12 protein-coding genes are annotated in these 14,593 nt (G+C 61.6%); 4 read left to right on the top strand and 8 right to left on the bottom strand.

What is annotated here, in order from left to right; all coding sequences use genetic code 11:
- Positions 1-211: 211 nt before the first annotated feature.
- Entirely contained in the window at positions 212-994 is a 783-nt protein-coding gene (locus BCS36_RS11960) for a TlyA family RNA methyltransferase (RefSeq protein ID WP_291303104.1), read from the top strand.
- Between the two features lie 388 nt (positions 995-1,382).
- Here the strand turns inward: BCS36_RS11960 and BCS36_RS11955 are convergent, their stop codons facing one another.
- The 3 genes from BCS36_RS11955 to BCS36_RS11945 are packed head-to-tail and all read right to left on the bottom strand — an operon-like array spanning position 1,383 to position 4,088.
- Positions 1,383-1,727, bottom strand: coding sequence for a hypothetical protein (locus tag BCS36_RS11955; protein ID WP_291303103.1), 345 nt, complete (start codon positions 1,725-1,727; stop codon positions 1,383-1,385).
- The gene (locus BCS36_RS11950; RefSeq protein ID WP_291303102.1) at positions 1,724-3,448 is read right to left on the bottom strand and encodes a hypothetical protein; all 1,725 of its coding nucleotides are present in this window, start codon (positions 3,446-3,448) and stop codon (positions 1,724-1,726) included. The genes BCS36_RS11955 and BCS36_RS11950 overlap by 4 nt, the downstream gene beginning before the upstream one ends.
- Positions 3,449-3,500: 52 nt before the next feature.
- Positions 3,501-4,088, bottom strand: a complete 588-nt coding sequence (locus BCS36_RS11945) for a hypothetical protein (protein WP_291303101.1) — start codon at positions 4,086-4,088, stop codon at positions 3,501-3,503.
- A gap of 179 nt (positions 4,089-4,267) precedes the next feature.
- Here BCS36_RS11945 and serS point away from each other — a divergent pair, with 179 nt between their 5' ends.
- Both serS and BCS36_RS11935 read left to right on the top strand, forming a co-directional pair.
- The gene (serS, locus tag BCS36_RS11940) at positions 4,268-5,542 is read left to right on the top strand and encodes a serine--tRNA ligase (RefSeq protein WP_291303100.1); all 1,275 of its coding nucleotides are present in this window, start codon (positions 4,268-4,270) and stop codon (positions 5,540-5,542) included.
- Positions 5,543-6,114: 572 nt separating this feature from the next.
- Complete coding sequence (locus BCS36_RS11935; protein WP_291303126.1) at positions 6,115-6,759, top strand: class I SAM-dependent methyltransferase; 645 nt, start codon at positions 6,115-6,117, stop codon at positions 6,757-6,759.
- A 542-nt stretch (positions 6,760-7,301) separates the two neighbouring features.
- On the opposite strand, the gene BCS36_RS11930 is transcribed toward BCS36_RS11935, so the two are convergent.
- From BCS36_RS11930 to mtnA, 5 genes are all read right to left on the bottom strand, one after another.
- The gene (locus tag BCS36_RS11930) at positions 7,302-7,592 is read right to left on the bottom strand and encodes a putative quinol monooxygenase (RefSeq protein ID WP_291303099.1); all 291 of its coding nucleotides are present in this window, start codon (positions 7,590-7,592) and stop codon (positions 7,302-7,304) included.
- A gap of 38 nt (positions 7,593-7,630) precedes the next feature.
- Positions 7,631-9,025 (bottom strand): L-serine ammonia-lyase, encoded by a 1,395-nt coding sequence (locus BCS36_RS11925; protein WP_291303098.1) that lies wholly within the window; start codon positions 9,023-9,025, stop codon positions 7,631-7,633.
- 376 nt (positions 9,026-9,401) lie between these two features.
- Positions 9,402-9,827, bottom strand: coding sequence for a C-GCAxxG-C-C family (seleno)protein (locus BCS36_RS11920; RefSeq protein WP_291303097.1), 426 nt, complete (start codon positions 9,825-9,827; stop codon positions 9,402-9,404).
- Between the two features lie 2 nt (positions 9,828-9,829).
- Positions 9,830-11,845, bottom strand: a complete 2,016-nt coding sequence (locus tag BCS36_RS11915) for a TIGR04326 family surface carbohydrate biosynthesis protein (protein ID WP_291303096.1) — start codon at positions 11,843-11,845, stop codon at positions 9,830-9,832.
- A 4-nt stretch (positions 11,846-11,849) separates the two neighbouring features.
- Positions 11,850-12,968, bottom strand: a complete 1,119-nt coding sequence (gene mtnA, locus BCS36_RS11910; RefSeq protein ID WP_291303095.1) for an S-methyl-5-thioribose-1-phosphate isomerase — start codon at positions 12,966-12,968, stop codon at positions 11,850-11,852.
- 351 nt (positions 12,969-13,319) lie between these two features.
- On the opposite strand from mtnA, the gene BCS36_RS11905 reads away from it, so the two are divergent.
- The gene (locus BCS36_RS11905; RefSeq protein ID WP_291303094.1) at positions 13,320-14,501 is read left to right on the top strand and encodes an aminotransferase class I/II-fold pyridoxal phosphate-dependent enzyme; all 1,182 of its coding nucleotides are present in this window, start codon (positions 13,320-13,322) and stop codon (positions 14,499-14,501) included.
- Positions 14,502-14,593 lie beyond the last annotated feature (92 nt).

Genomic DNA, 14,593 nt, shown 5'->3' with positions numbered 1-14,593 from the left:
CCATAGCCGACCAAATCGGAAAGGGCCATGTCAGGCAGTTCTGGCCTGACCGGAGAGCTCCGGATCGGGCCGCGCCGCCATGCCAATCAGGCACATCAGGGGAGTGGCCGGGCCATGCGACTGGGCTCGATTGGACTGAGTTGGACCGGACTGAATTGTCAGGTCAGGGCCGCCGATTGCCAGCGCGGCCCTTCGCCTGTATATAGCCCGCATGGCAAAAAACCCACGTCAACGCGCAGACCAGCTAGTTTTTGAACAGGGTCTGGCGGCCAGCCGCGAGCAGGCCCGCCGTCTTATCATGGCAGGCAAGGTCATGCTTGCGCTCAACATTCCCGGCGCACCGCCACAGCTTGTGCCCAAGCCGGGGCATCCCTACCCTGCGGACACGGCCTTTGCCCTGCTGGAACCGGAACCCTATGTCAGCCGTGGAGCTTACAAACTGATCACCATTCTTGACCAGTTCAAGCTGGACGTGACGGGCTTTGTCTGTCTGGATGCCGGAGCTTCCACCGGGGGCTTCACCGATTGCCTGCTGCAACGCGGGGCCGCCCGCGTGTACGCCGTGGACGTGGGCCGCAACCAGCTGCACGAAAAACTGCGCAGCGACCCCCGCGTCATCAATCTTGAAGGCGTCAACCTGCGCCACGCCGAGGCCGATCTCATCCCCGAACAGGTGGATATGGTGGTGGCGGACGTTTCCTTCATATCGCTCACCCTTGTGCTGCCCGCCTGCATGACCTGGCTCAAGCCCGGCGGGCTGGTGGCCACCCTTATCAAACCGCAGTTCGAACTTGGCCCTGGCGAAACCGTCAAGGGCGTGGTGCGGGACGAAGAAGCCCGGCAAAGGGCGGTCAAAAAGATTCTGGCCTTCAGCGAGGCCAACCTCAACCTGAACTGCCGCGGCGTGCTGCCCGCCGCCATCAAGGGACCCAAGGGCAATCAGGAATATATGGCGCTCTTTGAACGCAACGCGCCTGCCCAAAACCCGGCATAGAGCGTCCGCGCGCTGGAATGCTTTGTGGGGGAAGAACCCTTTTGAAAAAGGCTCACCTCCTTCACGCCCCCTCCCCCTAAAACCTTTACTTTTTTTGAGCAGAGCACGAGAGCTTTTCAGTTTTGAAATGCGGCGGCGGTTGCGTGCAGGCGCACGCGCAGATTCCGCCGCCCCGGACGAAACCCTTGACGCTCTCGTCTCACGGGCAGAAAGCCGGGCGGGCAGTTCGCAGGATAGGCAATAGGCAGGGGGACAATACGGTTGCGCAGCCATATGGCAACGCGGATATCAGGGCAGCGCGAATGACACAGCAACGCCCGTGCTTTCGCAGTCGCATGCCGCCTAAATGAAATTGGGACAAAAGAAGAAACGCAGGCAGAAAACGGCCTCAATGGCCGGAATAGTCCAGAACATTGTTCAACGGCGCGCTGCTGCTGTGGACGCTTCCCTCCGCCAGCACATGACGCGTCAGACGCCAGCCTTCCATATCAAGCACGTCCAGCTTGCCCTTGTGCTCCGACCCAAGATGCCGGGCCAGGGCTTCCAGAACCTCGTCCACGGGGAAGTACACGCCCTCGAAAGAAATGCGCGCCATGTCCCCGTCCCTTTCCAGCACGGGAATATCGTCCGCATCGGGCAGGGCATCGGCACAGGCATGCGCCAGGTCTTCGTAAAATGCGTCATTCACCGGGAACACGTGCCCGTACACCTTGAGTAAAGGCTCCCTGCTCATGGCCGTGCGCCTCCCCCCGCGTCCGTCTTGCCCGATTCGCGCGATTCGCTCGGCCCAAGCGGTACAGACGGTACAGACGGCCCAGGCGGCGTAACAGGCGAATCCACCGCTTTAGGCTGGCCCGCGCTTTCCGTCTCCGGCGTCAAAGGGTTGTCCTGCTGCCGGGTTTCCGCGCCAGCCCCGGTTCCGGCGGGGGCGGAAGGCAGGCAATACTGCTGCGCCCTGGCCAGAATCAGCCCCTCGCACTCGCCAAGAGCGCAGGCAGCGCCAAAATCCTCGCACATGCCCGTCAGGTCGCGCCGCTGCATGCGCACCGCGCCCCGCGCCCGTAATCGGCGCGCCCGGTCTTCACCCTGCGGCGCAAGGCCATGCCGTGTATCCAGAGAAGACGTCAGGTCATCCTCGGCAAGGGCCAGCTGCTGCAAACGCCAATGTCCCAGAGCGCGGATGTAGCGCGCCCGGTTGAGCCCCGGCGCAAGAGCCAGAGCCGCGTCACACGAGGACACACTTTGCAGGGGCAGGCCGCGCCGCAACTGCGCCTCTGCCAGCAAAAGCCAGATCGTGGGGCTTTGCGGCAGCCTGGCGGAAGCCCGCTCAAGCCGGGGCAGCACACCGTCAGGCACTAGCCAGCCCTCCGCGTCCGCCTCCATAAGGTCCTGCGCCCGCAAAAGCGCCTGCAACTGCCCCGACGCGGCCTCCCAGTGCCTGGCCGTCCACACGGCGTCATCCAGCGAGGGCTGGGAGGGTTGCGGGGTTGCATCGGCCGGGGGCGTGGAGGCAGCCGCGCCCGAAACCGCAGGCAGCGCGGGCCGCGCGCCTGCGCCTGTTCCGGCGCAACCGGAAAAAATCTCGTCCAGCGCGTTCTTGCGCGCGTCTCCGCCGTGTGTCCCGCCGCTGCCCGCGCCTGCGGCGTCATACATGCCCACTGGCGCACGGTAAACAGTGCCCAGGTTGCCGCTTCCGCGAAGGCTTGCATCGGGGCTGTTGCAATTGCCCCCAGCCTGCGCGCGGGCCGCCCCGCCATACGCCGGGTCGCGCGCGTTCATAAGATGCAGCAGCGCCGCTGTTTCCCCCAGCAGGGCCGCCCGCACCTGCATAAGATCAAAACTGCGCAAAGACTGTGTTATTCTGGCGGCGGCTTCGGAACGGGGCCGCAAAAGAACCGTCACCACGGGCGCATCGTCCGCAGCCTTATGATGCCGTATCACGGGCGTATAGAGTTGTGCGGCCAGAGCCAGCCGTTCTTCCGCACTGTCGGCTCCCATGCGGATGTCGCGCCTGTTGGGCAGCGCGGCGGCGGCAGCCTCCAGGGCCGCATGCCGGGCATTGCCCTCAGCCAGAATGCGGGCCGCCCCGCTGCTCATGGGAATCCTCGGTCGCGCAAATTCACTGCGCTCGATGTTCGCAAGCGGCGGCACATCGGCATCAGGCAGTGCGGCGAAATCAGGGGTGCTGCCAATGAGGGACGAAACGGGCTGGCCCGCTTCCGCAGGCTGCCGGTTCATCTGGTCGTCCGTCTGGCCATTCGGCTGGGCTTTCGGCTGGCCGTCCGTCTGGCTTTCACGCTGGCCTTCTGGCTGGCCGCTCGGCGGACTGGTCGCCTGGCTTCCCGGCTGGCCGCCCGCTGGGGGCGGCGATGCCGTATGGCCCACGGCGGCTCGGGCTTCCAATGCAAGGCCGCCGACCACAAGGGTCGGCGGCAGGGCACAATATACCATCACGGCCGCTGTCAGCGCCGCGCAGAAAAACACCGTACGCAGAGCGCGCAGAAGCTTACTTTTTGGCCTCGATAGCCTGGACAATCTTTTGCGCCATGGGCTTGATAATTTCACGCAGGGTATCCAGCATGATGTTGTCTGCCGCGCCGCCCGTAGGCATGACCGTGCGCGACTGCGAGGCATTGAGCGTTTCGCTGAAGATACGGCTCTGGCGATTGGCCACGGCATAGTTGACGCGCATTTGCGTTGAAAGGTCGGTGGCGGATTTTTCGCGCAGCCAGACCTGATCAACATCGCCGGTCACCAGATAGTCGGGGTTGCCCGCCTTGGCCTGGTTCACGCTGTCGGCATAGGACACCTGAAGGCCGTTGCGGGCCAGCTCATCGGCAAGAGCCTTGCTTATCCACTGGGTAACGCTGTCATTGGTGACAAAGGCGGTATTGTCACGGCGGGAGCCGATGACAGTCATATCCTGCCGTTTGTCTTCAAATGCCACCACCGTCACTCTGGGGGCCTTGGGGCCGGGCAGCACCGCGCCTTCCTGGAAGGGCGGCGGCAGCAGACGCACGCTGTTGGCGGGTCCGCAGGCTGTAGCCAGAAAAGCCAGCAAAACAAGACATAATACATTGCGCACAGGTTTCATGACAGCCTCGCGTTTTTATAGAAATTTTCAAGAGTATACCAGCGATCTATATACGTAAAAAGCCAGCCTTGCAAGGCAGCCTACCCCCATGATAAAGGATTAATGTTATCGCGGGCGACTTCAGGTCGCAATTTTACCGCGTATTCGGCGCGATACAGCGCAATTTTTCAGGAGCGGTCATGATCGATCTCAAACTGGTGCAGAGGCAGCCCGAAGTATTGGCCAAGGCTCTGGCCGACCGTCATTCGGATCTCAGTGTGGACGCATTTCTTGAGCTTGACGGCAAACGCCGCACTCTGCTCACCGAAATCGAAGGGCTCAAGAGCAAGCGCAATGAAGCCTCCGGGCAGGTGGCGGGCCTCAAGCGCTCTGGGCAGGACGCCACAGGGCTGCTTGCCGAGCTTTCCACCCTGTCTGACCGCATCAAGGAACTTGAAGGCGAAACCGTGCAGGCCAAAGCCGATGTGGAAAACTGGCTCATGCGCGTGCCCAACATTCCTGACAGCTCCGTGCCCGTGGGCGCCAATGAGAACGAGAATGTCGAGGTAAGCCGTTGGGGCAGCCCTCGCCAGTTCGATTTTGAAGTACGCGAACACGGCGACCTCGGCGTTGCCCTGGGCGGTCTGGACTTTGAACGTGCCGCGCGCCTGACCGGCAGCCGTTTTGTGGTGTCCCTGGGTTGGGGAGCCCGCCTTGAGCGCGCTCTGGCCGCTTTTTTTCTCGACAGGCACACCCTCGACGGCGACTATACTGAAGTGAGCCCTCCCTACATGGTCAACCGCGCCACCATGACGGGCACGGCCCAGTTGCCCAAGTTTGAGGAAGACCTGTTCAAATTGCAGGACTGGGACTATTTTCTCATTCCCACGGCCGAAGTGCCGCTGACCAACCTGCACGCGGGCGAAGTGCTGGATGAGGCCGACCTGCCCCGCGCATACTGCGCGGCCACCCCCTGCTTCCGCTCCGAGGCGGGCAGCGCGGGCAAGGACACGCGCGGCATCATACGCATGCACCAGTTCACCAAGGTGGAAATGGTGCGCTTTGCCCACCCCGAAGACAGCTTCAACCAGCTTGAACTCATGCGCGGCCATGCCTGTGCCCTGCTGGAACTGCTGGAACTGCCCTACCGCGTCATTACCTTGTGCACCGGCGACATGGGCTTTTCCTCCGCCAAGACCTACGACGTGGAAGTGTGGATGCCCGCGCAGAAAACCTACAGAGAAATATCGTCCTGCTCCAACTGCACCGATTTTCAGGCGCGCCGGGCAGACATCCGCTTCAAGCCCAAGGGCGGCAAGACGGCCTTTGTCCACACGCTCAATGGTTCCGGCCTGCCCACGGGGCGCACCACGGCCGCCATTCTGGAAAACTGCCAGCAAAAAGACGGCAGCGTCGTTTTGCCCAAGGCGCTGGTTCCCTACATGAACGGCCTTGAGGTCATCGAACCGCGCTAGATAACACCCCGTGCAACGCGTTGCGGGGGAGGGACCCTTTTTCAAAAGGGTCCCTCCCCCACGCCCCCACCCCCTAAAACCTCTATTGTTTTTCCTGAACACCACGATGTTCCTTATCTGGATCAAAGTGGCGTGAAATGTGAAGCATTTCAGCACCATTCTGATCCGATAGGCTGCAAAGACAGACCCCGCGTGAAACTGCGCTTGCAGTTTCACGCGGGGTCTGTCCGCGCTGATGCCAGAACAGATCAATGCAGACGCACAGTTGCAGGATATGCGGTGTGGGTGCGTATATGCGCACAGGGGACTGCACTGGCGTCTTTATTTGACATTGAAATTCAATTCCAATAAAGTTCATGCCAAAGCATCCAGGGGGGATCCCACACTCTATATGGAGAGGATCATGAATACAAACGGGCTATTGGAGCATCCAGCGTCAAGAACCTTGCTCATAACCCTGCGCATCCGTTCAGAGGAAGATGCGCTGCCCGACGGAATGTTCAAGGACCCCGGAGCGCGCAAGGCCGTGGCAAGCCTGCCACCCGGAGGTGTTCAGCTTTTCTGTGAACCACATGATGCGCGTGGGCACGGCCGTACGTGTGCGCTATTTTGACGACCTGACCAGGGCCTTTTTGCAAGACAGGGAAAACCCCGTGATCGTCCAGTTGGGCTGCGGTCTGGACACGCGGTTTTCACGCACCGATTCGGGCAAGGGCGTTCAGATCAACATGGACCTGCCGGAAGTGATGCGCCTGCGGCAGGAACTTTTGCCCCAGACCGACGAGCGCTGCCTTGACTGGACGGGTTCCATCCTTGAAAGGGACTGGATGCACAGGCTGCAGCAGGATTACGCGGGCCGCAACATTCTGTTCATAGCGGAGGGCGTGCTCATGTATCTGCGCGAGGAGGAAGTGCGGTCGCTGCTCAGGGACCTGGCGGACAACTTTTCTGGAGCGCACATCGCTTTTGACACGGCGGGCAACTTTGTATGCAAAAAAATGAATAAAAACTCTGCTGTCAGCAAGCTCAACGCGGAGATGACCTGGGGTTATGACCATGACGGCAGCCTGGACAAATGGCATCCCCGCCTTCGCCGCCTGGATATGGCTTTTTATTTCAACAGATTCCGCCAGCGCTGGGGCCTGAGTTGCCTGATGCATTATTTTCCGCCCCTGGGCAAAGCCTCTCTCATGCATTATTTTGCCATTGCAGGCTGATCTGCCGCGTATCCCCGTAAGTTTCACAGCAAACATCCCCGCAACGCTAAGAGTGTCGCGGGGATGTTCGCATAAAAGCTTCAGAGCGGTTTCACGTTGAAATTGCTCTGGCGGCTGCATGAGCAGACGCCCGCCGTGGAGCGTAAGCGCAGCTTCAGCCGTTGCCCGCAGGGCCTGCCTGAACCGTTGGCGGGAACCGCCTTACGGGGCAGGACAGCATAGCTACGGAGAAGAGCACCGCTATTTATTTGCGCTGTTACGCGCCGGAGCGGGCGTTTTAGAAGCATTGAGAATGGATATTCTCAATGCGAAAATGCTTTAGAGGGTGGGGGAGGGACTCTTTTACAAAAGGGTCCCTCCCCCACAGCGTTTCAACCCGACGTCACTCTAAGAAAACACTGATTAAAGAGCCTCCTGGAAACGCGCAGTTGTTTCGTTTGGCAAGGCGCGATCTTTTTTTTGAAGCAGGAGTGGACTCTTCCGCCCTCGACTGTTTCAAAAAAAGTGAAGCAACGCGCCAAACGGAATAAATCAGCGTTTCCCTAAAAAACCTTTTTGAGCAGGGTTACGGCCATATTCTTGATCTTGCCCTCGGCAAAGCCCACAAAGGCCCTGAAGTGCGGCGTGGCGTTGTGCTCGTCAATGGCCTGCTGCGAGGCCCAGGTTTCGATAACAAAAAAGTGGCAGATATTGGAAAGGTCTTCAGTCAGTTCATAGGCGATATTGCCCGCTTCACCCCTGCTGCCGTCCACCAGCGCCTGCAACACGGGCATGAGTTCTTCCCTGTGCTGCGGCAGCACTTCCAGTTCGGCCACAATGCGTATTTCACTCATAAGCGTTCTTCCTTCATTATCGGGCTTGCGTATCAGGCTCAGGCGTTGTCGGCTTGTTTTTTGCGTTCAAGTCCTTCGGCCACAGCCTGGGCCAGTCCGCCCAGGGACGTTTCCTTGTAGCGGGACTGCAAATCAAGCCCGGTGCGGTACATGACCTCAATGATGGCGTCCAGCGAAATGACCCGCTGCCGTCCGTCTTCAAGGCGCGAAAGCTGCGCGCAGTTGACCGCGCGTTCCGCCGCGACCCCGTTGCGCTCAATGCAGGGTATCTGCACAAGCCCGCCAACCGGGTCGCAAGTAAGGCCGAGGTTGTGTTCCATGCCTATTTCCGCCGCCACTTCCACCTGCTTCACGTTGCCGCCCGTCACGGCGCAATAAGCCCCCGCCGCCATTGAGCAGGCCACGCCGACCTCGCCCTGGCAGCCGACCTCCGCCCCGGAGATGGAGGCGTTGGTCTTGTAAAAAAGGCCTATGGCCCCGGCTGTGAGCAGAAAATCAAGCGCGCCCTCATCCGTGGCATGGGGGTAGAAGTTTTGGTAGTAGGTCAGCACTGCGGGCACAACGCCGGCGGCTCCGTTGGTAGGGGCCGTGACCACCCGCCCGCCGGAGGCGTTTTCTTCCGCCACGGCAAAGGCGTACAGCGTCGGCCACAGGCTTAAATCGCGGCGGCCCTGGGCCTGAAGGGCGCTGACCTTGCGCAGCAGGTTGGGCGCGCGACGCCGCACGTTATAGCCGCCCGGCAGCACGCCGTCCGTATAGCAACCGCGTTCAACCGAATCACGCATAACATCCATCACGGCCTGGGCGCGGCGGCGCACCTCCGTGGCCGTATGCCAGAAACTTTCGTTGGCCATGACGATCTGGGCCACGGTTTTGCCTTCGCGCTCGCAAATGGCAAACAGTTCTCCAGCCGTCTGGTACGGATAGGGGGGCGTGGGCCAGGTTTCGGGTTCGGCGTCAAAGTCCGCGTCCGTGCGGATAAAACCGCCGCCGATGGAATAGTAGGTGCGGGTATACACCTCGGCGCCGTCGGCGGCACGGGCCGTGAGCCGCATGCCATTGGGATGGCGCGGCAGGAACATGCCCTTGTGCAGGCGCATGTCGCGCGCGTAGTCAAAGGGGATCGTCTGCGCGCAGATGAGGGTCAGGTCGGCGTTATTCTTGAGTTCCGCCGTGCGCTGCGCCAGATGCGCGGTGTCCACCGAGGCGGGTTCTTCGCCTTCCAGCCCGCCCAAAATGGCCCCGGTAGTGCCGTGGCCTTCGCCGGTGAGCGCCAGAGAACCAAAAAGATCAATGGTAACGCGCCTGATAAGGGGCAAAAGCCCCAGAAGCGCCAACTCGCCGGCAAATGCCTTGCCAGCCACCATTGGGCCTACCGTATGGGAACTGGACGGTCCGATGCCAATCTTGAACAGGTCAAAAACACTGAGCATGAGGCCCCCTAGAGCAGATTAACTTTGAGAGTGGGCATCCCCAAAGTTTACGATACGCTCGCTTCGGCGCTTAACCGCGCAAGTAAATAGCGGGGCTGTCTTCGTCCGTAGCGATGCTGTCCCGCCCCGTAAGACGGTTCCGTCAACGGTTCAGGCAAGCCTGCGGACAAGGGCTGAAGCTGCGCTTGCACCTTTGCGGCGGGCGTCTGCTCACGCAGCCGCCAGAACAATTTTACTTTGAAACTGTTCTGGCGCAAAGATACAGCGGCTCTGCACAGTACAGACAGAACCGCGTATCTCTTTGTGACACAGGACGCTCCACCGCGCAACGGGAGGATGCCCGCACGGCATGCCGGAGCGCGCCCCGATTCCGGGGCTACTTCAGACCAGAAACGAAATCGTGCAGACAGGTCACAGCCCGCACGGTAAAGCGCTCGCACAAGTGGGGCGGATCATCAGCGCGAAAACCGCCGGGCCGCAGATCAATGCAAGCCATACTGCTGAAATTCCGGTTGAAAACCGAGGCATAGCGTGCGCAGATGTCCACCGTCTCTTCTTCGTTCTTGCCCATAGCGGCGCAGTACAAGCCCAGAAAGAGCATGGCCCCTTCCACCAGACCGCACTGCCCGCCCTGGCCCGCTGCCCCGTGGCAGCCGACAGTGGCCTGATACAGCGACGGGTGCACAGCCAGTCCGGTCAGCTGCTCAAGGCAATGCAGAGTTGTCTGGGCGCAGTTGGCGTTATTGTCCCAGTAGCAGTGATGCACCATTTCGAGGATGCGTTCCTGAGTGCCCATTGTCATAGTTACACTCCAAGCAGCTTTTTCCAGCGCGGCAGGGCCGGGTCCAGATCCAGATAGTCGGGCGGCAGTTGCAGCGGCGCGGCGGCGGCCAGGGCCTGGGCCACATCCTCAACACTGCCGGTGCGCGGTAAGTGCGCCACATCCTGCAAAGGACACAGATCAAAATCGTTGACCGGCAGCATGCTCATAACCGGCAATCCCTTCAGCGCGGCCTCAAGGGCCACCGTGGTGGAATTGGAAGACCACACCACAACCCCCGGCGCAAGTTCCTCGCCTATGGCTCCCTGAGCGATGCGCACTTCCGATGCGCGGCGGCCCAGCAGGGCGCGCAGGCGCTCTTCCACCGGCAGGTAGGGGTGGGGTTTTACCACAAGCTGCCAGCCGTTGAGCACGCCCGCATGCAGGGCACGGGCCAGCAGAACCAGATGGGCCTCGGTTTCATCATTGAAAAAGCTGGTGACGACCAGAAGGCGCTTGGGCTGCCCGGCCCCGGCGGCCCCGGTTTCCTGCCCGGCAGGGCTATTGGGGGCGGGGCTGCTTGTGGCGGCCTTGCCGCGCGGGCTTTCGGCAAGATAGAGATAGCGCAGCGCTTCCACCTCGCCAAGCCGTTCGGGCGGAACGCCCGCCTGGAGCCACTGGGCGCAGGCCGACTGCCCGTTGCCGCGCACAGCGTCGGGCTGAAAGGCGTCGCAGGGCGGCGTAAAGGTGCGGGGGTCGTCAAAATAGCGAAAATCCGTTGGCCGCACGGTGGAATGCTGCGCCCCGATGACCGGCCCGGCAGTGGGTTCAGAGCACGGCGTGGCGGCGGCTCCCGCCTCGCGCATGGCCACGGTGAGCATGCGCTCCCAGGGGCAGTTTTCCAGCGGAAAGAGCGTCCAGCGTTGCGGGCCAGCCGCCTTTGCATACACGTCAAAGGCGCGCTGTTGCAGGCAACGCTCAAGGCCGCGCCAGCCCCTGAAGGACTCTATCCAGTAGGGCGCAAGGTACGGCCAGAAATTGACAAGCGAACCGGCAAAACGGAACGCGGGGCGTATGGTGGACTCAAGCTTTCTGCTGCCAAAGCACAGGCGCAGATACCGCAACAGGGCCGCCCACAGGTCGCGGTGGCGCAAAAATTCCTCAAGATAGTGAAAGCTGGCCCCGTCCTTGCCTTCAGCGCGGAACCGGTCACGCAGGGCCATGCACTGCGCCAGGCTGAGCTGCGGTGCGGGAAAACGGATGAAAAGCCAGCGCACCCAGGGCGCGCCTTCCTTTTTGGCAGCGTCATGCAGGGCGTCGTGCAGGCTTTCCCAGTAGCGGGAGCGAAAGCGCCCTTCGCCGGCGGCCTTCATGTCCACATTGGGAAAGTAGGTGGCGATGGTGGCCGTTTGCACCGGCCCGTCCGCCCCCTGCACCGGGGCAAGGGCCTTGCCCGCGTCAGGCGCTGCGGGCAGCCTGCGGCGCACAGTCCACAGCCAGTGCCCATACCGGGCCAAAGCCCGCAACGGCGCGGGCGCGGCATTGTACAGACGCCGCAAAAGGGGCGCTGGACGCTCCAGCGGCGCAGCCACGCCCTGCTCAACAGAAAAGGTGCGGCCAGACGCGCTGCACATGTCGGCCAGAACCTCGCGCAAGGTGTCATCCCCCCCGCTGAGGCGCAAGTCCGAAATGCCCTCCTGATCCATAAACCGTTCAAGAGCGCGCAGCTTGTACACGGTGTACAGGCCCGGCGTCATCTTGGGATGGCGCTCATACAGCAGCGAGCACCACCACATGGACAGCGCGTGCCCGGCCCGCAGCCAGTCCTGCGCCTCCTTGCCCTCCACTGTCAGTCGCCCCAGATCATAGGCCCAGGCCGCATGCTCCGCGCGGATGGCTTCAAGGTCGACGCGCAAAAGGGCAGGCAATGAAACATGCCCCTTGGGCGGCTCCCAGCCCTCCCACTGCATGACGGTCTGCCGGGGCTGTTCGCCGCTGGCGTCCTGGCAGGGCCCAAGCTCCGGCTGACTGGGGCCGACGACAAGGATAAGTTCCTTCATGCGCCTAGCTCCTGCCGGGCGCGAGGTCACTGCCCTCGCATTCCGGCGCTGCTCCGCCGATGCCCGCGCTGCGGCCGGTGCTCAGGTCATTGAGCGCGGCCCAGATGGACAACCCGTAAGGCGGGTACAGCACGCCTTTTTCTGTAATGATGCCACAGATATATTCCGCCGGGGTCACGTCAAAGGCATAATTGAACACAGGCACGTTCTTGGGGCAAAGCCGCGTTTCGCCCACGTGCGTCACTTCCCTGTCCGGGCGCTGCTCAATGGGAATGCCCGCGCCGTCGGACGTGGCGAGATCAATGGTGGACAGAGGCGCTGCCACGTAGAAAGGAATATGAAAATGTCTGGCCAGCAGGGCCACGCCGTAGGTGCCGATCTTGTTGGCCGTATCGCCGTTGGCGGCAATGCGGTCAGCCCCTACCACCACGCGCTGTACAAGCCCTCTGCTCATAAGCAGGGCGCAGGCATTGTCGCAGGCCACGGTTACGGGAATGCCGTCACGCGCGAGCTCCCAGGCGGTAAGACGCGCGCCCTGAAGAAAGGGACGGGTTTCGTCTGCAATAACGCTGACCTTCTTGCCCGACTCGGCCGCCGCACGGATGACGCCAAGGGCCGTGCCGTAGCCCGCCGTGGCCAGCGCCCCGGCATTGCAGTGGGTAAGCACGCAGTCGCCGTCATTGATGCAGGTTGCCCCGTGGCGGCCCATAGCCTTGCAAATGGCCACATCCTCGTCCTGCATGGTCTGGGCCTCATGAATAAAGGCCGTGAGCAGGGCCGACTGATCAATATTTGCCCCGCCAAAAGACCGCCACTTGTTGCGCATGCGGTCCACGCCCCAGCGCAGGTTCACGGCAGTGGGTCTGGCGGCGGCTATGCGCTCCATGCCAAGCTCAAGCCTGGCGGCCCAGTCCGGCCCCTGCGCTTCCTTGAGCGCCAGCACGCAGCCCCATGCCGCCGTAACGCCAATGGCGGGCGCGCCGCGCACGACCATAGTTTGCAGGGCGCTGATGACGTCCTGCGCTGTCCGGCATACAAAGTCCGATTCCTGCTCGGGCAGAAAGCGCTGGTCCAGCAAATGCAGCTCAAGGGTTTGATGATCAAAACGGATATGGTCGTCCATGCGTTCCTCCGGGCATACTTGCATTCAGGCTACACCACAACGGGCTGAAAGCAAAGAGCGCCCCGTTGATCGCCTGGGGCGCATTTCTTTTTACACAGCATAACCCTATGAAAAGAGGGGGAATTGGCTGATTATCCCATACAGAAGCTTTACAAACCGGCTTTTCGCTGGCTATGCTGCAAAAACTCTGTGAGGAACGCCTGTGGCGTCCGCCGTGCCCGCGCCTCAGGCGCAACCGACACGGTTTTTTTCACCCTTGCGCGGCAGAGCGACTAGCTGGCCGCCCGCCGCGCCGCCGCAAGGGCGCTTTTGCCTTTGACGGGACAATCAATATGCTCTGGGAGCAAGACAATGGAAGAGTTTTCACGCATTCGCCGCCTACCCCCCTACGTTTTCGCTGTGGTGGGGGACCTCAAGATGCGGCTTCGTCGGCAGAATATCGACATCGTGGACTTCAGCATGGGCAATCCGGACATCCCCACGCCCGCACCCATTGTGGAAAAGCTCGCAGAGGCAGCACTCAAGCCCGTCAACCACCGCTATTCCCTTTCGCGCGGCATACCCAACCTGCGCAAGGCCGTCTGTGACCGCTACAAGCGCCACTTTGACGTGGACCTTGACCCGGACAGCGAAGCCATCGTGACCATGGGCTCCAAAGAAGGCCTCGCCCACCTTTCGCTCGCCATGCTTGAGCCCGGCGACGTGGTGCTCGCGCCCGACCCCACCTACCCCATACACAAATACGCCCCCATCATTGCGGGCGCAGATGTGCGCAGCGTGCCCATCGGCCCCGGCAGGGATTTTTTTGAAGACCTTGAGACCGCCACACGTCAGGCATGGCCCAAGCCCAAACTGCTTTTCCTCTGCTATCCGCACAACCCCACCACAGAGGTGACGGATCTGGCCTTTTTTGAAAAGATTGTGGAATTCGCCAAGGCAAACAATATCTGGGTCATCCATGACCTGGCCTACGCCGACCTTGTTTTCGACGGCTACAAGGCCCCGAGCTTTCTTCAGGCAAAAGGCGCCAAGGACGTGGGCGTGGAATTCTACACCCTGTCCAAAAGCTACTCCATGCCCGGCTGGCGCGTGGGCTTCTGCATGGGCAACAAGCACCTCATCCACGCCCTGGGCCGCATCAAGAGCTACCTTGACTACGGCATCTTCCAGCCCGTGCAGATAGCCGCCACCGTGGCCCTCAACGGCCCGGAAGACTGCGTGCAGAACATCTGCGACGTCTACAGGGAACGGCGCGACCGCCTTATCGACGGCCTCAACCGCATCGGCTGGGAAGTGCCTTCACCCAAGGCCACCATGTTTGTCTGGGCGCGCATCCCCGAAGCCTTCCGCAAGATGGGCTCCGTGGAATTTTCAAAGCTGCTGCTCACCGAGGCCCATGTGGCCGTCTCGCCGGGTCTTGGCTTCGGCTCCTACGGCGACGAATACGTGCGTTTTGCCCTTATTGAAAATGAACACCGCACGCGGCAGGCCGTCAGCAGCATGCGCAAGCTTTTGTCGGGCACAGCCGACTAGAGCGGATTGCCATGACATGCCTGTTCCGCGCTTTCAGATATTGAGAACCGTTGGCGCATGACGTAGGAGAATAGAAACGCAGAGGCCGGGCT

Source organism: Desulfovibrio sp. MES5, assembly GCF_002237645.1.
In the GTDB taxonomy this organism is placed as follows: domain Bacteria; phylum Desulfobacterota; class Desulfovibrionia; order Desulfovibrionales; family Desulfovibrionaceae; genus Desulfovibrio.
The sequence above is the reverse complement of the archived record's forward strand: the minus strand, read 5'-3'. Positions and strand labels throughout refer to the sequence as shown.